The organism is Nonomuraea sp. NPDC050383 (genome assembly GCF_044459125.1).
Taxonomy (GTDB): domain Bacteria; phylum Actinomycetota; class Actinomycetes; order Streptosporangiales; family Streptosporangiaceae; genus Nonomuraea.
This window is the reverse complement of the sequence record NZ_JBITIP010000005.1, coordinates 205,570-226,599: the sequence shown is the minus strand read 5'-3', so window position 1 is coordinate 226,599 and position 21,030 is coordinate 205,570. Positions and strand designations below refer to the sequence as shown.

The 21,030-nt window shown below is 71.1% G+C and carries 21 protein-coding genes; 12 read left to right on the top strand and 9 right to left on the bottom strand.

Translation table 11 applies throughout. The features are described from left to right. Positions 1-75 precede the first annotated feature (75 nt). Positions 76-1,254 (top strand): hypothetical protein, encoded by a 1,179-nt coding sequence (locus tag ACIBG4_RS15195; protein ID WP_397202281.1) that lies wholly within the window; start codon positions 76-78, stop codon positions 1,252-1,254. 23 nt (positions 1,255-1,277) lie between these two features. Here the strand turns inward: ACIBG4_RS15195 and ACIBG4_RS15190 are convergent, their stop codons facing one another. From ACIBG4_RS15190 to mca, 3 genes are all read right to left on the bottom strand, one after another. Further along, the gene (locus ACIBG4_RS15190) at positions 1,278-1,568 is read right to left on the bottom strand and encodes a GNAT family N-acetyltransferase (RefSeq protein ID WP_355439802.1); all 291 of its coding nucleotides are present in this window, start codon (positions 1,566-1,568) and stop codon (positions 1,278-1,280) included. Next, complete coding sequence (locus ACIBG4_RS15185) at positions 1,569-1,739, bottom strand: hypothetical protein (protein ID WP_397202280.1); 171 nt, start codon at positions 1,737-1,739, stop codon at positions 1,569-1,571. 87 nt (positions 1,740-1,826) lie between these two features. Then, entirely contained in the window at positions 1,827-2,714 is an 888-nt protein-coding gene (mca, locus tag ACIBG4_RS15180) for a mycothiol conjugate amidase Mca (protein ID WP_310709715.1), read from the bottom strand. Between the two features lie 134 nt (positions 2,715-2,848). Between mca and ACIBG4_RS15175 the strand changes: the two genes are divergently transcribed. The 9 genes from ACIBG4_RS15175 (at position 2,849) to ACIBG4_RS15135 (ending at position 11,798) form a co-directional block, all read left to right on the top strand. Then, on the top strand, positions 2,849-3,268 hold the full coding sequence (locus ACIBG4_RS15175; RefSeq protein WP_310709716.1) for a DUF4307 domain-containing protein: 420 nt from the start codon (positions 2,849-2,851) through the stop codon (positions 3,266-3,268). A gap of 105 nt (positions 3,269-3,373) precedes the next feature. Next, the gene (greA, locus tag ACIBG4_RS15170; protein WP_049557273.1) at positions 3,374-3,874 is read left to right on the top strand and encodes a transcription elongation factor GreA; all 501 of its coding nucleotides are present in this window, start codon (positions 3,374-3,376) and stop codon (positions 3,872-3,874) included. A gap of 191 nt (positions 3,875-4,065) precedes the next feature. Next, positions 4,066-5,223: a C40 family peptidase gene (locus ACIBG4_RS15165; RefSeq protein ID WP_397202279.1), complete on the top strand. Its 1,158-nt coding sequence runs from the start codon at positions 4,066-4,068 to the stop codon at positions 5,221-5,223. Positions 5,224-5,291: 68 nt separating this feature from the next. Beyond that, positions 5,292-5,813, top strand: a complete 522-nt coding sequence (locus ACIBG4_RS15160) for a hypothetical protein (protein ID WP_310709718.1) — start codon at positions 5,292-5,294, stop codon at positions 5,811-5,813. A 250-nt stretch (positions 5,814-6,063) separates the two neighbouring features. Then, a complete protein-coding gene (locus tag ACIBG4_RS15155; RefSeq protein ID WP_397202278.1) occupies positions 6,064-7,857 on the top strand; it encodes a phosphoenolpyruvate carboxykinase (GTP) in 1,794 nt (597 codons plus the stop codon). Positions 7,858-7,962: 105 nt separating this feature from the next. After that, positions 7,963-8,790: an amidohydrolase family protein gene (locus tag ACIBG4_RS15150; protein WP_397202277.1), complete on the top strand. Its 828-nt coding sequence runs from the start codon at positions 7,963-7,965 to the stop codon at positions 8,788-8,790. Positions 8,791-8,932: 142 nt separating this feature from the next. Next, the gene (locus tag ACIBG4_RS15145) at positions 8,933-9,454 is read left to right on the top strand and encodes a hypothetical protein (protein WP_397202276.1); all 522 of its coding nucleotides are present in this window, start codon (positions 8,933-8,935) and stop codon (positions 9,452-9,454) included. Positions 9,455-9,509: 55 nt separating this feature from the next. Next, entirely contained in the window at positions 9,510-10,271 is a 762-nt protein-coding gene (locus tag ACIBG4_RS15140; RefSeq protein ID WP_310709722.1) for an isoprenyl transferase, read from the top strand. A gap of 207 nt (positions 10,272-10,478) precedes the next feature. Continuing rightward, positions 10,479-11,798: a PhoH family protein gene (locus tag ACIBG4_RS15135; RefSeq protein WP_310709723.1), complete on the top strand. Its 1,320-nt coding sequence runs from the start codon at positions 10,479-10,481 to the stop codon at positions 11,796-11,798. Between the two features lie 15 nt (positions 11,799-11,813). Here ACIBG4_RS15135 and ACIBG4_RS15130 read toward each other — a convergent pair whose 3' ends face one another. From ACIBG4_RS15130 to ACIBG4_RS15120, 3 genes are read right to left on the bottom strand one after another with little or no spacing between them, the layout of a single operon-like run. Continuing rightward, positions 11,814-12,377 carry a hypothetical protein gene (locus ACIBG4_RS15130; protein ID WP_310709724.1) on the bottom strand — a complete coding sequence of 188 codons (564 nt, stop codon included), beginning with the start codon at positions 12,375-12,377 and terminating at the stop codon, positions 11,814-11,816. Further along, positions 12,374-13,810, bottom strand: a complete 1,437-nt coding sequence (locus tag ACIBG4_RS15125) for an ATP-binding protein (protein WP_397202275.1) — start codon at positions 13,808-13,810, stop codon at positions 12,374-12,376. The genes ACIBG4_RS15130 and ACIBG4_RS15125 overlap by 4 nt, the downstream gene beginning before the upstream one ends. Further along, positions 13,807-14,481, bottom strand: coding sequence for a response regulator transcription factor (locus tag ACIBG4_RS15120; RefSeq protein WP_175603042.1), 675 nt, complete (start codon positions 14,479-14,481; stop codon positions 13,807-13,809). The genes ACIBG4_RS15125 and ACIBG4_RS15120 overlap by 4 nt, the downstream gene beginning before the upstream one ends. Before the next feature lie 273 nt (positions 14,482-14,754). Here ACIBG4_RS15120 and ACIBG4_RS15115 point away from each other — a divergent pair, with 273 nt between their 5' ends. Beyond that, positions 14,755-15,456, top strand: coding sequence for a lytic transglycosylase domain-containing protein (locus ACIBG4_RS15115; protein WP_397202274.1), 702 nt, complete (start codon positions 14,755-14,757; stop codon positions 15,454-15,456). Between the two features lie 71 nt (positions 15,457-15,527). Beyond that, positions 15,528-17,525 (top strand): glycosyltransferase family 2 protein, encoded by a 1,998-nt coding sequence (locus tag ACIBG4_RS15110; protein WP_397202273.1) that lies wholly within the window; start codon positions 15,528-15,530, stop codon positions 17,523-17,525. A gap of 7 nt (positions 17,526-17,532) precedes the next feature. Here the strand turns inward: ACIBG4_RS15110 and ACIBG4_RS15105 are convergent, their stop codons facing one another. Genes ACIBG4_RS15105 through ACIBG4_RS15095 form a run of 3 tightly spaced genes read right to left on the bottom strand, consistent with a single transcriptional unit; the run spans position 17,533 to position 21,019 of the window. Next, complete coding sequence (locus tag ACIBG4_RS15105; protein WP_397202272.1) at positions 17,533-18,729, bottom strand: tannase/feruloyl esterase family alpha/beta hydrolase; 1,197 nt, start codon at positions 18,727-18,729, stop codon at positions 17,533-17,535. Beyond that, a complete protein-coding gene (locus ACIBG4_RS15100) occupies positions 18,729-19,751 on the bottom strand; it encodes an alpha/beta hydrolase (protein WP_355439770.1) in 1,023 nt (340 codons plus the stop codon). Before ACIBG4_RS15100 ends, ACIBG4_RS15105 begins: the two co-directional genes overlap by 1 nt. Continuing rightward, positions 19,748-21,019 carry an MFS transporter gene (locus ACIBG4_RS15095; protein ID WP_397202271.1) on the bottom strand — a complete coding sequence of 424 codons (1,272 nt, stop codon included), beginning with the start codon at positions 21,017-21,019 and terminating at the stop codon, positions 19,748-19,750. Before ACIBG4_RS15095 ends, ACIBG4_RS15100 begins: the two co-directional genes overlap by 4 nt. Positions 21,020-21,030 lie beyond the last annotated feature (11 nt).

Genomic DNA, 21,030 nt, shown 5'->3' with positions numbered 1-21,030 from the left:
CCACCTGCCCCCGGCGCCCGCGCGCATAACCGGATGGGTACGCGCCCGGCGGCGTGGAGGCGTAGGTTACGGAGAGTGGACTTGGAGTTCGTCTGCGCCCACGCGGGGCGCCGTGCCACGGCCCTGACCCGCAGGGACGTCGCGCGGGCGCTGCTGTCCGTGCCCTCCGGCCTGGCCCTGGTGGCGCTGCCGGACCTGCGGCGCGCGATGCTCGCCGCGGGCAACGCCCTGTCGCCGGTCTTCTGGGAATCGGCCCGGCGGACGCTCATGCTCATCGAGTCCGGCCAGGCCACGGTGGGTGAGGTGCAGCGCTGGGTCGAGTCCACCGGCACCGAGCCGATCCTCCTGATGCCGACGCTCCAGACGCCCGACTACTTCATCTGGCCGGAGGAGGACGAGCGGGGGCCGGTCAGCCAGGAGATGTACTCCCGGCTCGTACGCCACCTGGAGGAGCGCGTGGAGGCCGGTGACATCGACTCCGACGCGCTGCTCAGGGGCGACCCGCGGGCCCGGCGCGCCTACGAGGAGATGCAGGAGCGGTGGCTGAACACGCCGCTGCCCGACGGCCGGGTGCCGGGGTTCGAGGTCAACGACGAGCAGGACGAGGAGCTGATGGCCTTCTGCGACGAGCAGCAGGTCAACGCGCTGAGCGAGCTGCGGCGCGTCCTGGGCGGCATGCCGAGGCGTGCGGAGCTGCCGGCCGCCGACCTGGAGGCGGCCGCGACGCGGCTCCGGGTGCTGCTCGGCCAGCCGGGCTACCCGGCCAACGTGCTGCGGGCCTGCGCCGGGTTCGAGAGCCTGCCGATGCCCGACGACGACACGGAGCTGTGGCTGTCGGTGGTCGCGGGCATCGCCGGGCCCGTCTCCGACCTCTCGGAGGACGACGACACCGTCGAGGAGTTCACCGACCTGGAGGGCGAGCTGCGGCACGAGGACACCGTGCTGGCCGAGCTGTGCGCCATCCAGCTCGCCGACTGGCTCGGGGCGGTGACCGCGCTGACCCGGCTCGGTCCGGGCGTGCTGGCCTCGCCCGAGCGGATCGCGCGGCTCATCGCCGAGTCGCCGGACATCGACACCGGCGAGATCGACATGAGCGACCCCGACGAGCTGCGCGCCGGCGAGCGGCTCTTCACGCCGGTGGTCACGCTGTGGGGGCATCTCGGCATCGTGGACGCCGACGACGTGCTGACGCCGCTCGGCTGGTGGGGGCTCCCGCTGGCGCTCGAACGCGCCTGGTCGCGCAAGGAATGGTGAGCCCTGCCGTGGCGGGCGGCGCGCTAGGACACCTTGGCGTCCACCAGATCCTGGTACTCGGGGTGGCGCTCGATGTACTTGACGACGTACGGGCAGAGCGGCACGACCCGCAGGCCCGTGTCGCGGCTCAGGTCGAGGGCGTGGCCGACCAGCCGGCCCGCGAGGCCCTGCCCCTCGTGCTCCGGCCGCACCTCGGTGTGGGTGAGCACGATCTTCTCGGGCAGCAGCCGGTAGTCGGCGAACCCGGCGACCTCACCGTCCACAAGGATCTCGAACCGGCTCCGCGCCGGGTTGTCGACCACGTCGATCGCCATCTACTCGGCCTTCTTTCCCTCGTCGGTGGTGTCGCCCTCGTGTGGCACCTTGATCTTCGACATCTGCTTGTTCATCGACTTGATCAGGACGTAGAGGGCGACCCCGATGAGGGCCACGACGGTGAAGCCGAGCAGGCCGGGGCTGACATCGCCAGCTGCGAGAACAGTCACCCTTCCAGTCTGCCACCGGGGGGCCGTGGTCCGGCCCCCGGTCCTGACCGCGCCGGACCGCGGCCCGGGCCGGAGCCGTGGGCCGGGTCAGGAGTGCGCGGGCGAGACGGCCTCGTCGGCGTGGATGCCGGCGAACAGGTCGTCCTCGGGCAGCTCGGTGTCGACCAGCGAGCGGGCCAGGTGGTAGTCCTCGGTGGGCCAGATCTCCTGCTGGAGCTCGCGCGGGCAGACGAACCAGAAGCCGTCGGGGTCCACCTGGGTGGCGTGCGCGAGCAGCGCCTGGTCACGGATCTCGAAGTAGTCGGCGCACGGCACGCGCGTGGTCACCGGCCACTTGGCGGGGCGGTCCTCCCAGCGGGCGATCCAGTCGCTGTAGGGGGAGCCCAGGCCGCGCTGGGTCATGACCTCGTGCAGCGCCTCGAACCGCTCCTTGGTGAAGCCCATCTGGTAGTAGAGCTTGAGCGGCTGCCACGGCTCGCCGGCGCCGGGATAGCGGTCGGGGTCGCCGGCGGCGTCGAACGCCTCCACCGACACCCGGTTGGTCATGATGTGGTCGGGGTGCGGGTAGCCGCCGTCGTCGTCGTAGGTGATGATCACATGCGGCCTGAACTCGCGCACGGCCGCCACCAGCGGCGCGGCGGCGTCCTCCAGCTTCTGCAGGGCGAAGCAGCCCTCGGGCAGCTCCTCCTCCTCGCTCTCGGGCAGCCCCGAGTCGACGAAACCGAGGAACCGCTGCTCGACGCCGAGGATCTCACGGGCCCGCTCCATCTCGGCGCGGCGCACCTCGCCGATGTTGGCCACGATCTCGGGGCGGTCCATCTTCGGGTTGAGCACCGATCCGCGCTCGCCTCCCGTGAGCGTACAGACCAGCACCTCCACGCCTTCGCGGACGTAACGGGCCATCGTCGCCGCGCCCTTGCTGGACTCGTCGTCAGGGTGGGCATGGACGGCCATCAGCCTCAGCGGTGCACTCACGGGCTCGATGTCTCCTCAGTCGGACCGAACAGGCGTCCAGACAGGTTAGTTTCTGCTGGGCGGTCGCGAGGGCGTGGCCCCCGCGGGCGACAATTGTCTCGGATAACGCTGAAGGAGTGCAGGGAGATTCCGCCATGGCCACCAGAGATGTCGGGAACGGGCCTGTTCTCGGCACACCCGACGACTACCCGGACCGTCCCAAACGAGGGGGCCGTCTCGTCGTGCACGTCGTGATCGGCGTGCTGGTGGCCATCATCGCGGGCGGATGGGGCTACGTGATGTGGTCGATGACCGGCAGCTCGTCCGGCGCCGTGGCGCAGGTCGTGTCGTTCACGGTGCAGCCGAGCCAGGCCGAGATCGTCTTCACCCTCGACAAGCCGGCCGATCGCGCGGCCGTCTGCCAGATCAGGGCCCTGGACGCCAAGCATGGCGAGGTGGGCACCAAGGACGTAAGAATCGGGCCGGGAGAGGGTACTAAGCAGCTCAAGGAGCGGCTGGAGACCAGCGCTGAGGCCGCTTCGGTCCACATCCAGTACTGCAATCTCATAGAATAAGACGTTTGGGGAAGCGTTGGTGCGGCCGGGCTTGTTAGCCTTTCGCAATTCGACCGCACGGGCGTCCCCAGAGTTCCAGGGCCCCTAGGCAAGCAAGGAGAACCCGTGGCCGACTCTCGCGATGAGAACGTCACATGGCTGACGCAGGAGGCGTACGACCGCCTGAAGGCGGAGTACGAATATCTCTCGGGCCCAGGGCGCGTCGACATCGCCAAGAAGATCGAGGCCGCCCGCGAAGAGGGTGATCTGAAGGAGAACGGCGGTTACCACGCCGCCAAGGACGAGCAGGGCAAGATGGAGGCCCGCATCTTCCACCTCCGCCAGATCCTGGACAGTGCGCAGGTCGGGGAGGCTCCGAAGACCGAGGGCGTCGTGGGCCCCGGCATGACCGTGACGATCCGGTTCGTCGGCGACGACGACGAGGTGACCTTCCTGCTCGCCTCCCGCGAGGAGAGCGGCGCGCCCATCGACGTGTACTCGCCCAAGTCCCCGCTGGGAGCGGCGATCAACGGCAAGAAGATCGGCGAGAAGGCGACCTACAGCATGCCCAACGGCCGTCAGAACACGGTCGAGATCCTCGAGGCCGTGCCGTACATCGGCAACTGACTCCCGGAGAGACGCACCGCCGGGCCCACGACGGCCCGGCGGAGCCTTCTGCTGCCCTGGGGCTGCGCCGCGGCTCGGCCATCCGCCAGGACCTGAGCTACCTGCTGCGCTCCGAGGCGCCTGGAGGTCCTCACCACCCGTACGGGCCGCACGGCCCGTACGGGCGTCCGCCCCGTGTCCGGCGTGACCACGTGCGGCTGGTGCCGTTCATCGTGGTGGCGCTGGTCGCGGTGCTGACCGCCGACGTGCTGCTCCTGGTCCAGCCCGGGGGGCAGCGGCAGCCCGTGCGGCAGGGGCAGGCGGCGGCGACGGCGCCCGCGCAGACCCGGCCCTCGCCCGGGGAGACGCTGGTCGCCGAGTCCGGCCCGGCTCCCGAGGTCAAGCCGCTGGGCACGCTGCACAAGCCCAACCTGTTCGTCGTCACCCGCAAGCCGTTCACCACGAAGCTGCTGGAGAAGGTGGCGCGGTTATCCGGCGTGCGGGCGCTGGAGCTGGCCGACGCGGCGTCCATCACGCTCGACGGCAAGCGCGTGCAGACCCTCGCCGTCGACCCCTCGACGTTCCGCTCCTACACGCCGAAGGTGACGGCGGCCTCCGACGCCCTGTGGAAGAACGTGGCGTCGGGCGATGTGGCGGTCTCGTTCGTGCTCGGCAACGACGGCGGCCTGTCGCTGCACAGCCGGGTGAGCGGCCCGGCGGGCCCGCTGCGCATCGGCGCCTACGCGACGACGGGCTTCGGCGCGGTGGACGCCGTCGTGTCCAAGCAGACGGGACGGGCGCTCGGCCTGCCCCGCGACAACGCGCTGATCGTCAGCGCTCCCAGGACCAACTCCGCGAAGCTGCGCGACGCCCTGCTCAAGGTCCTGCCGAAGGGCACGCAGGTGGCCATGGTCAACCCGGTGCTGCCCCCGGCCAAGAAGCAGGCGAAGGTGTGGGCGGCCGGCGCGTTCATGTCGGTCGACCAGATCACGGTGGCGCTGCGGGCGGCGGCCTCCAAGCTCGGCCGGCCGTACGTGTGGGGGGCCGAGGGTCCCGACACGTTCGACTGCTCTGGTCTGGTGCAGTGGGCCTACGCGCAGGCGGGCGTCAGGATGCCGCGCGTGACGCACCAGCAGTGGGTGACGGGCCCCCAGGTGCCGCTCTCGCAGGCGCAGCCGGGCGACCTCATCTTCTGGCGCAGCGACCCGACCAACCCGGGCTACATCTCGCACGTGGCCATCTACTGGGGCAACGGCAAGATGATCCAGGCCCCGCGCACGGGTGACGTGGTGAAGATCAGTCCGGTGCACACCCGCAACCTCGCCGGGGTCGTGCGCGTCAGTCCTGTCCTGGCCGGCAGGGTCAGGTAACCGTACGGTCATCAGCTTCATACCCTTCGGTGCGTGCGCCTGCCGAGCAATGGTGTAATTCTGATTACATGGAAAGCGGAGAAAGCACAGCACAGGTACGCGCGTGGTTCACCGGCCGCCTGCCGGAGGGCTGGTTCGCCGGCGCGCCCGAGGTCTTCCGCGACCGCGAGGAGATCGCGGTGATCGGCACGCTGCCCGAGCCGTCCGGCGACGTGCCCGAGGAGGAGCGCGCGGCGCTGGTAGACGGGCTCGTCCGGCGGTTCAGGGAGGAGACCCGGGAGCGCCGCGTCGAGATCGCCCGCGAGGCCGAGCGCAGGTTCCGCCAGAAGATCTCCTGGGGCGTCTCCTGCGGCGGGGAGACTGTGATGTTCACCACTCTGTCCGTGCCGGTGATGACCAGGCTCCGGCAGTCGGAGCGCCAGGTTCTCGACACGCTCGTGGCCGCCGGCGTGGCCCGCAGCCGCAGCGACGCGCTCGCCTGGTGCGTGCGCCTGGTCGGAAAGCACACCGACACCTGGCTGGCCGATCTCAGGGACGCCCTGCGCCACGTCGACCGCGTCCGCTCCTCCGGGCCCGACGTCGAATCCTGAGACCACGCAGCGAAAAAGAGTCGGGAAATGGTTTATACCACTCCGGAAATTGGTTTAGACCATGCTCCGGAAGCCGGTTGAAGTGCCGGAGGCCATTCTTTTAAAACGGTTCCCGCTGGGTAGGCTCCCCGAATCGTCAAGGCCCCTGCCTGCGGCGACGCTCACGTGAACAGGTCTATGCCAATTGGCTTTCGCGTGGCTTCGTCGTTAATGATGACTGGGCCCTGAAGACTCTGGAGGAGCCGTAGCCGTGTCGCTTTCCATCGATGTATCCGCCCCGACGAGCAATGCCGAATTGGCCGCCTGGGTGAACGAGGTGGCCGCCCTGACCCAGCCCGACCGGATCGAGTGGTGCGACGGCTCGGAGGCGGAATGGACCCGCCTGACCAACCTGCTGGTCGAGCAGGGCACGTTCACCCGCCTGGCCAAGCGGCCCAACAGCTTCCACGCCACGTCGGACCCGAGCGACGTCGCGCGGGTGGAGGACCGCACGTTCATCTGCTCGGAGCGCGAGGAGGACGCCGGGCCGACGAACAACTGGGTCGCGCCCGCGGAGATGCGCGCCACCTTCGGCGAGCTCTTCAAGGGCTGCATGCGCGGCCGGACCATGTACGTGGTGCCCTTCTGCATGGGCCCGCTCGGCGGCGAGATCTCGCAGCTCGGCGTGGAGATCACCGACTCCCCGTACGTCGCCGTCTCGATGCGGATCATGACCCGGATGGGCGAGAGGGCGCTCCGGCTCATCGAGGAGCGCGACCAGTTCGTGCGCTGCGTCCACAGTGTCGGCGCGCCGCTGGAGCCGGGCCAGGAGGACGTGCCCTGGCCGTGCAACTCCACCAAGTACATCAGCCACTTCCCCGAGACCCGCGAGATCTGGTCGTACGGCTCCGGCTACGGCGGCAACGCGCTGCTCGGCAAGAAGTGCTACGCCCTGCGCATCGCCAGCACCATGGCCCGCGACGAGGGCTGGATGGCCGAGCACATGCTCATCCTCAAGCTCACGCCGCCCGCCGGCGAGGTGCGCTACATCGCCGCCGCGTTCCCGAGCGCCTGCGGCAAGACCAACCTCGCCATGCTCCAGCCCACGATCCCCGGCTGGAAGGTGGAGACCGTCGGCGACGACATCGCGTGGATGCGGTTCGGCAAGGACGGCACGCTGCGCGCGATCAACCCGGAGGCCGGGTTCTTCGGCGTGGCGCCCGGCACCGGCGAGGTCACCAACGCCAACGCGGTCAAGACGCTCTGGGGCAACAGCATCTTCACCAACGTCGCCCTCACCGACGACGGCGACGTGTGGTGGGAGGGCCTCACCGACGAGCCCCCGGCGCACCTCACCGACTGGAAGGGCCGCTCCTGGACGCCGGACAGCGAGGAGCCCGCCGCCCACCCGAACGCCCGGTTCACCACGCCCGCCGCCCAGTGCCCGACCATCGCGCGCGAGTGGCAGGACCCCGAGGGCGTGCCCATCTCGGCGATCCTGTTCGGCGGGCGCCGCGCCACCGCGGTTCCGCTCGTGACCGAGTCGCTGAGCTGGGAGCACGGCGTCTTCCTCGGAGCCAACGTCGCCTCCGAGAAGACCGCCGCGGCCGAGGGCAAGGTCGGCGAGCTGCGCTACGACCCGTTCGCGATGCTGCCGTTCTGCGGCTACAACATGGGCGACTACTTCGGCCACTGGCTGGAGATCGGCCGGCGCGAGGGCGCGCGGCTGCCGCGCATCTACTACGTCAACTGGTTCCGCAAGGACGCCGGCGGCCGGTTCGTCTGGCCGGGCTTCGGCGAGAACAGCCGCGTGCTCAAGTGGATCGTGGAGCGCCTCAACGGCGAGGCCGGGGCCGTGTCCACGCCGATCGGCCTGGTCCCCGAGACGCTCGACACCGAGGGCCTGGACCTGTCCGAGGAGGACCTGCGCATGCTGCTCTCGGTCGAGCCGGAGGTGTGGCGGGACGAGGCCGCCCAGATCCGCGCCCACTTCGACACCTTCGGCGAGCACCTGCCGAAGGAGCTGTGGGACCAGTACAACGCGCTGCTGGACCGCCTGTCGTAACGCCGCCCACAGGTGCCTCGCGGCCGGCCCGTCAACGGCGACGGGCCGGCCGCGTGATCGTGCGGCCCCTTGCCGGGCGGGGCCAGACATCCTAGGTTCTGGGGCGTGATCGTGGACGCGCACCAGCACTTCTGGGACCTTGAGACCGGCTCCTACCCGTGGCTGACGCCGGAGCACGGCGTGTTGTACCGCACGTACCGGCCGGCGGACCTGGCGCCCGAACTGGCCGCGGCCGGGGTGGACGCCACCGTGCTGGTGCAGGCGGCCGACTCGTACGAGGAGACCGACGCCCTGCTGGCGCTGGCCGACGCCCACGACTTCGTCGCCGCGGTGGTCGGCTGGGTGCCGCTGACCCGGCCCGACGAGACCGCCGAGGCCATCGAGCGCTATGCCAGACATCCGAAGTTTCGGGGAGTTCGGCACCTCATCCACGACGAGCCGGACCCCGACTGGGTGGTCCAGGAGACGGTGCTGGAGTCGCTCGGGCTGCTGGCGGAGGCGGGGCTGACCTTCGACGTGGTCTCCCAGCTGCCCCGGCACCTCGACCACGTGGTCACGCTGGCCGAGCGCCATCCCACCCTGCGCGTCGTCGTGGACCACCTGTCCAAGCCGCGCGTCAGGGAGCACCTCTGGGAGCCGTGGGCGTCCCAGATCACGCGGGCGGCGGCGCTGCCCAACGTGTACGCCAAGGTGTCCGGGCTCGTCACCGAGGCCGACCACGAGAGCTGGACCGTGGAGGACCTGCGGCCGTACGTGGACCACGCGGTGCGGGTTTTCGGCCCCGAGCGGCTGATGGCCGGCAGCGACTGGCCGGTGGCGCTGCTCGCCGCCGACTACGGGACGGTCTGGCAGGTGACGTCGTCCCTGCTGGGAGGCACGGACCGGGAGCTCGTGCTGGGAGAAACAGCGCGGCGTTTTTACGCATTCGAGTGATCTTCCCCCCGGCATTATGGCTGGGTGTTTTCTTGGGTTTAGGGAACTTTGGGGTGGAAAAGCTGCGGATGTGGGGGGACTACGCTGCGTCGATGGATCTTTCCTTACCGTCACGCCCGTCGCGTGCACGGACAGCGTCGGCATGCCCTACGAGGTCACCCTGGAGCTGTCGCGCGACGGCACGCCGTACGGCGTCGTGGGGGAGCGGTGCGGCTGGCTGCTGCGACGGCTGGCGCACGGCGTGGACGAGGCCCGAGCGGGGCGCGGGGCGGCCGGGCGGTGGCCGGACCCCGATGACCGATTCCCCGACGAGGATCCGGACAGCGAGCTGTTCGTGTTCCGGTATCGTACGAGGTCAGCCGTGGTGGGAGGAGGCGAGCTGCGCTGCCAGCTCCGCACGATCCCGCTGTGGGTGCCCGGGCGTGGCCGGCCGGGGCGGTGGCGGCTGACGCGCCGCGCCTTCGTCGAGGCGTGGGGCACGGGGGGCGTCGGCATGCGTGCCGTGCTGACCTCGGCGGAGCTCGCCGGCTTCGTGCACGCGCTCGTCGCCGAGGCCGACGGGTGTCTCGCCACGACCGTGCCGAGACGGCGGACGCCCCGCCGTTCGGCCGAAGATCTCAACGGGAATCCCAATGAGGGAGCAGGCACGGGCGAAACGCGGTGATAATTGCCTGTTAGGTCATTCGACCAAAGGCACAGCACCGCTGGGGAGGGACTCCGTGGGCCTGCGCGACCTGGTCTACCGGCTGTACGAACGCCGGTTGGAGGCCAAGCTGTCCAAGGACAGCGGTCCCCGGCATGTCGGGGTCATCATCGACGGCAACCGCCGCTGGGCACGCGCCATGGGCATGCGCGACGTCTCCAGGGGCCACCGCAAGGGTGCGGACAAGATCTCCGAGCTGCTCACCTGGTGCCGGGAGTCCGGCGTCGAGGTGGTCACGGTGTGGATGCTGTCCAACGACAACCTCAACCGGCCCAGCGAGGAGCTGGAGCCGCTCCTGCGGATCATCGAGGACGTCACGCAGGAGCTCGTGGAGCAGGGCTGGCGGATCAGCCCGGTCGGGGCGCTCGATCTGCTCCCCGACAGGACCGCCAATGTCCTAAAAAACGCGAAAGAAGCGACATCGCACCGTCCTGGCCTGATTGTGAACGTTGCAGTTGGGTATGGAGGAAGACGTGAGATTGCCGATGCGGTGCGCTCACTCCTCCAGGAGCAAGCCAGCAAGGGGGCCAGCATCGAGGACCTCGTCGAGGTACTCGATGTGGAGCACATCGCGGAGCATCTCTACACTCGCGGCCAGCCCGACCCGGACCTTCTCATCCGGACCTCGGGCGAGCAGCGGCTGTCCGGCTTCATGCTCTGGCAGAGCGCTCACTCCGAGTTCTACTTCCACGAGGCTTACTGGCCTGACTTCCGCAGGGTCGACTTCCTGCGGGCGCTGCGCGACTACGCCGCGAGGCACCGGCGTTACGGTTCCTGACCCGACATCTGGGTATCCAAGACGTAACGTTGGAAGTGTCCGGTCACAGACCGGACACTCCGGAGAGGGCCCCATCCTTGCGCCAAGACTTGCCGAGGGGGCCGGAATTCGGCGTCGCCGGCACGTCGCGGCCGAGGACACGGGTCCGGTCCGATTCCCACCTCGTCTGCAGGGTGCCCCCCGCCAGGGGCGCCCGGGGGAGAACGTGTGGCAGTGTCCTCGAGCAACCCGTCCACCCAGTCCGGCAAGCGCACGTACGTGCTGGACACCTCGGTGCTCCTCGCCGACCCGGCGGCGATGACCCGCTTCGCCGAGCATGAGGTCGTCCTCCCGATCGTGGTCATCACGGAGCTGGAGGGGAAGCGGCACCATCCCGAGCTGGGCTACTTCGCGCGCAAGGCCCTGCGCTACCTCGACGACCTGCGCGTCAGACACGGCCGGTTGGACGAGCCGATGCCGGCGGGGGACGGCACCATCAGGGTGGAGCTCAACCACAGCGACCCGTCCATCCTGCCCGTGGGCTTCCGCCTGGGCGACAACGACACCCGCATCCTCACGGTGGCCCGCGCGCTGGCCGCCGAGGGCTGTGACGTCGTGCTGGTGTCCAAGGACCTGCCCATGCGGGTCAAGGCAGCCTCGATCGGCCTGGCCGCGGAGGAGTACCGCGCCGAGCTGGTCGTCGAGTCGGGCTGGACCGGGATGGCCGAGATCCAGGTGACCGACGAGGACGTTCAGACCCTCTTCGACCAGGGCTCGGCCGAGGTGGAGGAGGCCAGGGAGCTGCCCGCCCACACGGGCCTGCGGCTGCTGTCGAACAAGGGCTCGGCGCTCGGCCGGGTGCTGCCCGACAAGTCGGTACGGCTGGTGCGCGGCGACCGCGAGGTGTTCGGCCTGCACGGCCGCTCGGCCGAGCAGCGGATCGCGCTCGACCTGCTGATGGACCCGGAGATCGGCATCGTGTCGCTCGGCGGCCGGGCCGGCACCGGCAAGTCCGCGCTGGCGCTCTGCGCGGGCCTGGAGGCCGTCCTGGAGCGCCGCCAGCACCGCAAGGTGATCGTCTTCCGGCCGATCTACGCGGTGGGCGGCCAGGAGCTGGGCTACCTGCCCGGCACCGAGGGCGAGAAGATGGGCCCGTGGGGCCAGGCGGTCTACGACACCCTGGGCGCGATCACCTCACCGGAGGTGATCGAGGAGGTGCACGACCGCGGGATGCTGGAGGTGCTGCCGCTCACCCACATCCGCGGCCGGTCGCTGCACGACGCGTTCGTGATCGTGGACGAGGCCCAGTCGCTGGAGCGCGGGGTGCTGCTGACGGTGCTCAGCCGCATCGGCGCCAACTCCCGCGTGGTGCTCACCCACGACATCGCCCAGCGCGACAACCTGCGCGTCGGCCGGCACGACGGCGTCGTGGCCGTGGTGGAGAAGCTCAAGGGCCACCCGCTGTTCGCCCACGTGACGCTGACGCGGTCGGAGCGCTCGCCGATCGCCGCCCTGGTGACGGAGATGCTGGAGGACATCAACCTCTAGGTCGCCTCAGGCGGGTCACTTCAGGTCGCCGCAGATGAACCGCCCCTCCACCTTGGAGGGGCGGTTCTCGTACCTGTGGACGATCTTGACCTGCTCGAACGCGGCGTCCTGCTGGGCCGTGCACACGATCTGGGCCTTGGCGGGCCGCGACAGGGTGCCCTCGCCCTTGACGATCACAGTGAGCGTCGAGGTGCGGGGCAGCTTGACCTCGTCGCGCCGGATCGGGTTGAGGGAGTCCTCGATGCCCTCCAGGGTGAACCCGCGCAGCGCCGTGTCACGGCCGCCGAGCGGCTGCGTGGAGGCCGCGAACAGGGCCGTCAGGAGGCTCTCGACGGTGTCCGACTCGACGTCGGCCGGCTCCAGCGTCAGCTTGCCGCCCTTGATCAGGTAGATGGTCTTGGACGGCGGAGGCACCGCGACCGTCGGCGGCCCGGCCACCTCCCGCACGTCGGTCGGCGAGATGCCGCAGGCGGACACGGGCACCAGCAGGGCGCCCGTGAGGAGCGCCAGGGCGCCCCGTGCGCCGCGTGGGCGCAGCAGGCCCCGGCCAGGGGTCGTCCGTGCCGTGCGGCCCCTCATGCGCGCGGCAGCCAGACCGTGAAGAGCGTGCCCGGCGACTGCGGGCGCACGGAGATCGTGCCGCCGTGGAGCTGCGCGTTGGCCCGCGCGATGGACAGGCCTAGGCCGCTGCCCTGGCTGCGGGTCCGCCCGGCGCCCGCCTTGAAGAACCGGTCGAAGACATGGGGCAGTGCCTCGGGCGGGATGCCCTTGCCGTGGTCGCGCACCTTCACCTCCAGGCCGTTCTCCGTGCCCCGGGCGCTCACCAGCACCGGCGCCCGGCCGTGCTTGAGCGCGTTGCCGACCAGGTTGGCCACGATGATGTCGAACCTGCGCGGGTCCAGGTTGACCGTCAGGCCCGGCGGTACGCTCACCTGCACGTCCTCGTCCCAGCCGCGCACCTCCAGGCAGCCCTGGACGGCGTCGGACACGTTGACCGGCTCCAGGTTGAGCGTGGCCGTGCCCGCGTCGAACCGGCTGATCTCGATGAGGTGCTCGATCAGCTCGCGCAGCCGCTCGATCTCCCTGAGCACGAGCCGGACGGCCTGTGCCGTGTCCTCCGGGAGCCGCTCCGCCTCGTCGTTGAGCACGTCCGCCACGGCCGTCATCGCGGTCAGCGGCGTGCGCAGCTCGTGGGAGACGTCCGCGACGAACCGGCGCGACATGGCCTCCAGCGCCCGCAGCTCCGACACGCTCAGCTCCAGTGCCGCCGCCGCGTCGTTGAAGCGGGAGGTCAGCTCGGCCAGCTCGTCCTGCCCGTGGACCGGCAGGCGGGTGTCGAGCCGGCCCTGTCCGAGCGCCTGGGCCGCCGCGCTCAGCCGCCGGACCGGGAGCAGCACCTGCCGGGCCGACAGCAGGGCCACGACGAGGGCGATCGCGACGATGCTGGCGCCGCCCTGGGTGAGCTTGCCGCGCAGCGCCGCGAGCTGGCTCTGCTCGTCACGCAGCGGGAAGAAGACGAAGGTACGCAGCCCGGTCGGCTCGGCGGTGGAGCCGGCGCGCCGGTAGACCTCGGAGCCGACGACGAGCCACAGCTCGTTGCCGATCACCCTGAGCTGGGTGACGACGTTCTGCTTGGCCCGGCCGTACAGCTCGTTGGGCACGTCGTCCATGGTCAGCGGGCCGTCGGCGTAGAGCAGGTCGCGGTACTCGACGACGACGCTGCGTCCGGGGCCGTCGAGCGCCTGGCCGAGCTGCTCCAGGTTCTGCGCGGTGGGCGACGCCTCGCCCTGCCGCAGCCTGCCGATCGGGAAGGTGATGCGGTCGAGCTCGCGGCTGACCACGTCCACGGCGGTGTCCTCGGCCCGCTCGACCAGCGCGGTCTTGGCCAGCTCGAAGCCGATGGTCGCGACGAGCACCGAGGCGGTGACGGCGACCAGGGTGAAGGTGATGACGAGCCGCGCGCGCAGGCCGATGGGCAGTCTGATCAGCCGTCCGAGACGGTTCCTGATCATGGAGGGCTGAACCGGTAGCCGAACCCGCGCACGGTGTGGATGAACACCGGCTCGGCCGGCTTCGGCTCGATCTTCGCGCGTACCCGCTGGACGCAGGCGTCCACCAGGCGGGAGTCGGCGACGTGCGTGTGGTCCCAGACCTCCCGCAGGAGGTAGCGCCGGTTGAGCACTTGGCCGGGGTGGCGCACCAGCTCCAGCAGCAGCCGCAGCTCGGTCGGGGTCAGGTGGATCTCCTTGCCGGCCAGCGTGACCTTCAGCGCGCCCCGGTCGATCACGAGGTCGCCGAACGTGATGCGGTCCGAGGCCGCCGACTCGGCGCGGCGCAGGATGGCGCGGATGCGGGCGTCGAGCACGCGCGGCTCGACGGGCTTGACCACGTAGTCGTCGGCCCCGGCCTCCAGGCCGACCACGATGTCGAGGTCGTCGCCGCGGGCGGTGAGCAGGATCACGGGGAGCTGGTCGAGCCGGCGGATGCGGCGGCACACCTCGACCCCGTCGATGCCGGGGAGCATGACGTCGAGGATGGCGATCTCGGGCCGGCGCGACCGGATGTGGTCCAGGCCCTCCTCGCCGGTGGCGTAGGAGGTGACGGAGTGTCCCTGCCGCGTCAGTGCCAGCTCCAGGGCTGTACGCACGGAGGCGTCGTCTTCGATGAGGAGGATGCCGGCCACCTGCACATTATTCGTCCAGATATGGGATGCATCTGACGTGCGTCATAGAACTGTGACATGTCACGCACACGACCACAAAAAACGCCCGTCAGCCTCTAGGCCGCCTCTGCTCACCGGAAAGCCACGGTAACGTGTGATGAAAATCACACCGTGTGGGAAACGGCACGCCAGGTGGCTGGTGGGACCAGAGTTGTCCTGCCGAATGTCCCGTTTCGGTTGCGGACCACCCCCCAGGACAGGGCAAGCTCATTGCTCGTGAGCCCAGGACCGCAGTTGAGTGAGCGTCGCGCTCCCGAAACCCCCCGCTCGGCACGCCGACCGGCCCGTTCCTCGAGGCTGACCCCCAAGCGGGTGCTCGGCGTCGGCCTGGCGGTCGTGATCGTCGTCGGCGGCGGCGGCTTCGTCGCCTACCGCGCCGTCCAGAACGCCGACGCGCCCCGCACCCCCTTGTCCCTGACCGACATGGGCAACATCGCCAGTGGCGACTTCGGCGGGTCCGACCCCAAGACCGACGCGCTCAAGGAGGCCGCCGTCCAGGCCTACCGGGCCGACAAGCTGAAGGACGGGCGCTCCGGCAAGCCGTCCGGCTTCGACTGGGTCGAGGTCAAGAAGAAGGCCCCGGGCGGCGGCGGCTTCCCGCCCGCCAACTTCCCGCCCGGCAGCACCCCCTCACCGGGCAGCAACAAGGCCATCGCGCGGGCCATGCTGGCCGGTGCGGGCTTCGGCGCCGACCAGTGGGGCTGCCTCGAACGGCTCTGGCAGAAGGAGAGCGGCTGGAACGAGCGGGCGATGAACCGCTACTCCGGCGCGTACGGCATCCCGCAGTCCCTGCCCGGCAGCAAGATGGCCTCGGCCGGCGGCGACTGGCAGACCAACGCCGCCACCCAGATCAAGTGGGGCCTCGGCTACATCAAGGGCCGCTACGGCTCGCCGTGCGGCGCGTGGGGACACTCCCAGTCCACGGGTTGGTACTGACAGGTCATCCTTTTCCTCAGCAATCGGCAAGCCTGCGGGTCCGATCATGAGGGCGGGCGCACGCTGACCGCATGGCTGTGAAGGTCAGTGTGATCGTCGATGTCCACAACCCGGGTGATACGGCCGACCCGTGCCTGCGCTCCGTCCTGGGCCAGTCGCTGCCGGCCGACGACTACGAAGTGATCTTCGTGGACGACGGGTCCGCCGACGGGATCGCCGAGCGGCTCGACACGGTCGCCGCGGTGCGCCGCAACGTCCGCGTCCTGCACCTGCCGCACAGCGGCTCCCCGATGCGGGGCCGCAACGTCGGCATCGCGGCGGCCAAGGGCGAGTACGTCTACCTGATGTCCCAGTGCGACCGGCTGGAGCGCGAGGCGCTGGAACGCATGTACGAGCGGGCCGTGGAGACGGACGCCGACGTGCTGGTCGGCCGGCTGGCCCGCGACACGGGGCCGCCCATGAGCGCCTTCCAGCAGAGCCGGGCCCGCGCCGACATCCTGCGCGACCGGCTCTTCTCCCTCCTCACCCCGCACAAGCTCTACCGCCGGGCGTTCCTGGAGCAGCACGGCCTCGGCTTCGCCGCGCCGGGCGGCCAGCTCGCCGAGCAGGCGTTCTCCGTGCGGGCCTACCTCAACGCCAAGGTCGTCGCCATCCTCGCCGAGCAGGTCTGCTGCCACCTCGGCGAGTGGCCCGAGCCCGAGGAGGACCCGGGGACGATCGTGACGGAGCTGCGCGAGCTGCTGGACGACATCGACTCCTGCATCGGCGAGGGCCGCCACCGCGACCGCATGTACGCCTACTGGTTCCGCTCCACCGCGCTGCGCCCGTTCCTCACCAGCAGGTTCGCCGGCTCCTCCATCGACCGGGGCATGCACTTCACCATCCTCAGGGAGCTGGTGCTGGAGCGCTTCCCCGAGCGGCTGGACCGCTACCTGCCCGTGCACCTGCGCGTCGTGGCGGCGCTCCTGCGCTCCGGCCGGCTCGACCAGCTCGTCCTGCTGGCCAACTCCACCCGCCGCGCCGGGCTGGGCGCCGACCTTACCGAGGTCCGCTGGGACGGCCACGTGCTCGTGCTCGCGCTGACCGTCGAGGTGCTGGGCGGCGACGGGCGGCCCACCGTCTTCCGCGCCGACGGCGACCGGCTGCACTGGATCCCGCCCCGCTCGGTCGACCCCTCGCTGCTCCCGGACGGCGTCACCGACGTCACCTCCGCGGTCGAGCGGGCCCGCATCGAGGTCTACGTCCGGCACGCCGAGACGGGCGTCATCCACTTCCTGCCGGTCGCGTACCGGGTCGAGCGCGTCCAGGAAGGCCGCCGCCACACCCGCGTGCGCATCGTCGGCGAGGCCCGCGTGGACGCCACCGAGGCCGCCATGGGCCGGCCGCTGAGGTCCGGCCAGTGGGAGGTGCACGTCCGCATGTACGGCGGCGCGCACCAGGCCAGGGCCCGGGTACGCCGCCCGGAGGGGCCGCTCAACTGCCTCGGCGTGCTGGCCGAGCGGCCGAAGACGCGCCTGGTGGTGCCCTGCTGGACCGACGAGGGCGAGCTGGGCCTGGCCGTCGAGCCGCGCTCCTTCGCCGAGTCCATCGCCCTGGTCTCGCCGGGCGTCACCGTCCGGCGGCAGGAGGGCAGCCTGTACGTGGTGCTGCCGGTGCCGTACGTGCCGCCGAGCGGGGGGCCGCCGCTGGAGCTGGTGCTGCGCGGCACCGGGCGCAGGACGCGCGAGGTGAGCGCGCCCGCCCTCGTCGAGCCGGGCTTGACGGAGCGCACCGCCGGCCAGCTCGTGGCCAGGCTGCCGGTCAGGCGGATGTTCGCGCCGCCGGACGTGCTCGGGCCGGGCCGGTGGCTGCCGTCGCTGCGCGGCGCGGAGGAGGAGATCGGGCTCCGGTTCGGGCTGGAGATCCGGCGCGGCGCGGTCATGGTCCGCCCGACCGCCGCCGTGGCGCCGCCCCGCCGCTCGCCGCTCGGCCGCGACACGGCCCTGCACCGGATCGGCCGGCGCCTGCCCTTCGCCCGCAACCTCGTACGGCTGGCACGCGCGGGCAGGCACCGCTACCTCAAGGACTGACGGCCCCCTACCGGCCCGTCCACTCCTCCAGCTCGGCGAAGGCGTCGCGGAAGACCGGCAGCATTGGCCTGAGCCGGTCCGGGTAGACGTCCACCAGGCTGTCGAGGTGGTTGCCGCCCTCCACGCGGTGGTAGCGGAAGGGCCGGTGCGGGCCCACCATCCGGGCGTACACGTCCGAGTCGCGCTCGATGGGCAGCAGCGAGTCGAGCGTGCCGTGCAGCGTGATCAGCGGCTTGGTGATCCGCCCGGTCAGCGCGATCTTGGCGAGCGCCGCGTAAGGCCGGCGCGCGTCGTAGTCGTAGTCGGCCGGGGCGCCGTCGTAGGCCGGGTCCAGCTCCTTCTGGTAGAGCTGCTGGGTGAGCTCCCAGTAGTACTGCCGGTGGAACCGCCACAGGAACTCCGAGCCGGCCGCGAAGCCCGCCTCCCGCACCCCGGCCTCGTCCGGGTACGCCTTCAGCGCCGCCGGCAGGAAGTTCAGCAGGTTGTCGCCCTTGACCCGCCAGAGCGTGCCCTCCCAGTCGATGCCGCCGTCGTAGAGCCACCCGCGGTTCTCCAGCTGCCACCTGACCAGGTAGCCGCCGTTGGAGATGCCCGCCATGTACGTGCGCCGCGGCGCCTTGCCGTACCGCTGGGCGGCGACGGCCTTGGCGGCGACCGTGAGCTGGGTGACGCGCTCGTTCCACTCGGCGATGGCGTCGCCGGGGCGGCGGCCGTCGGTGTGGAACTCCAGGCCGGTGTTGCCCTTGTCGGTGGCCGCGAAGGCGTACCCCTTGGACAGCACCCAGTCGGAGATCGTGAAGTCGTTGGCGTACTGCTCCCGGTTGCCGGGGGTGCCGGTGACGACCAGGCCGCCGTTCCAGTGCTCGGGGAGCCTGATGACGAACTGGGCGTCGTGGTTCCAGCCGTGGGTGGGGTTGGTGGTGGAGGTGTCGGGGAAGTAGCCGTCGATCTGGACGCCGGGGACGCCGGTGGGGTTGACGGTGGCGGCCGAGTGCAGGCCGGCCCAGTCGGCGGGGTCGGTGTGGCCGGTTCGGGTGGTGCCGGCGGTGGTGAGATCGTCGAGCGTGGCCGTGACGGTCCGCTCGGCGCCCGGCACGGTGAGCGTCCCGGCCCGCCCGGCCGCCGGGGCGGCCGGTGACGCCGGGCTGAGCAGGCTCGCGACGAGGCTGAGGGCCCCGGCGGCGAGCTGGTAGTGGGCGAGCATCAGGACTCCTGGAGGTGCCGGGCCAGCAGGCGCCGGAAGTCGTCGGGGCGTTCCAGGTGGGGGCTGTGGCCGCACTTGTCCAGCACCGCCTCGCGGTACGGGCCGTAGCGGCCGAGAACGGCCCGGGTCTGGGTGACCATGGGCTGCGCCGGCGTGCCGGGGGAGCCGGGCACCACGCCGATGGCGCCGAGGTGGGCCAGGTCGAACAGCGAGGTGTCGGAGACGATGACGTCGTCGGCCCCGCGGATCCACAGGATGGGCGGCTTCGGGCTGATCTCGTGGAGGTCGTCCAGGCGGAAGCGGGTGGGCGCCGCGGCGTTGAGCACCCCCTGGGTGCCCGGGGCGACGCCCGGCCACGCGGGCGAGGTGGCCGCGTCGCCCGGGTAGTGGCCGTCGCCGACCCGGGTGGTGAGCATGGCGGCGACGTACCGGTCCTCGTCCTCCACCGGGCTCGCCACGTACGCGGAGCGGAACACCGAGCGCGGCGAGGCGGGGTCCTCGTCCGACAGGTCGCCACGCCGCAGCCGGGCCACGAACTCCTGGTTGACCGCCCCCGCCCCCGACCCGGCGCCGTCGGGATGGGTCAGCGTGCCGTCAGGGCCCTCGGTGCCGCCGAACCCGTAGGGGGAGATCGGGTTGACCAGCGTGACCGACCGGACGGCGGCGGGCCGGTCGCGCAGCGCCTGGAGGACGACGCCGCCGCCGAGGCTCCAGCCGACGAGGTGGACGGCGGGCAGCTCCAGCGCGTCCACCAGCTCCAGCAGGTCGTCGGAGTAGTCCCGCAGGCCGCGCGTGGCGTCCACGGGCTCCGGGTCGGTGTCGCCGAAGCCGCGCAGGTCCACCGCGAGCGGCCGGAAGCCGTCCGGCAGCGCGGCCATGCTCGTGTGCCAGAACGCGGAGGAGGAGACGTTGCCGTGGACGAACAGGACCGGCTCGCCGGCCCGGCCCTCGACGGTCACGACGTGCTGGGTGAGCCTCGGCGTCGTGACCTTCACGGACGTGAACTCCGGGGAGGCGCTCACGCGCGGACCTTCTCGGCCAGGTCGCGGCCCTGGGTCTCGCGGGCGGCGAAGACGGCGATCAGCGTGAGCACCGACGCCGCGCCGAGGTACACGGAGATCGGCAGGGAGTTGCCGAAGTCCTTGAGCAGGGCGACCGCGATGAGCGGGGCCAGCGCCCCGGCCACGATCGCCGACAGCTGCGCGCCGATCGACACCCCGGTGTACCTCATCCGGGTGCCGAACAGCTCGGAGAAGAACGCCGCCTGCGGGCCGTACATCATGCCGTGGAAGATCAGGCCCACGGTGACGGCCAGCGTGATCGCCAGGAAGTTGCCCGTGTCGATGAGCGGGAAGAACGCGAAGATCCACAGCCCGATCCCGGCGGCGCCGGCGATGTAGAGCGGCCGGCGGCCGAGCCGGTCCGACAGGGCCCCCCACATGGGGATCGTGATGAAGTGGATCGCCGAGCCGATCAGCACGGCGTTGAGCACGGTCGAGTTGGCGATCCCGGTGCTCTTGGCGTAGGTGATGACGAAGACCGTGATCAGGTAGAACGAGATGTTCTCCGCCAGCCGCGCGCCGATGGCGATGAGCACGTCGCGCCAGTGGTGGCGCAGCACGCCGATGATCGGCGCCGTCTCCTCCGGCTCGGCCTGCTGGAACACCGGCGACTCGGTGATCGACAGCCTGATCCACAGCCCGATCAGCACCAGCACGCCCGACAGCAGGAACGGCACGCGCCAGCCCCAGCTCAGGAACGCCGCGTCCGACTGCGTGGCGGCGAGGATCGCCAGCACGCCGGTGGCGAGCAGGTTGCCGCCGGGCGCGCCCGCCTGCGGCCAGGAGGCCCAGAAGCCGCGCCGGCTCGCCTCGCCGTGCTCGGAGACGATCAGGACCGCGCCGCCCCACTCGCCGCCGAGCGCGAAGCCCTGCACCAGCCGCAGCACCGTGAGCAGCACCGGCGCCGCGGCGCCGACGGTCGCGTACGTGGGCAGGCAGCCGATGAGGAACGTGGCGGCGCCCATCATGAGCAGACTGACCACCAGGAGGGTCTTGCGGCCGAACCGGTCACCGTAGTGGCCGAAGATCAGGCCGCCGAGGGGGCGGGCGACGAATCCGACGGCGAGGGTGAGGAACGCGAGGAGGGTGCCGGTCAGCGGATCGGCCTCGGGGAAGAACAGCTTGTTGAACACGAGGGCGGCTGCCGAGCCGTACAGGAAGAAGTCGTACCACTCGATGGTGGTGCCGATCAGGCTGGCGCCGACGACCCTTTTGATGGAAGTGGCCATGCCGTCACGCT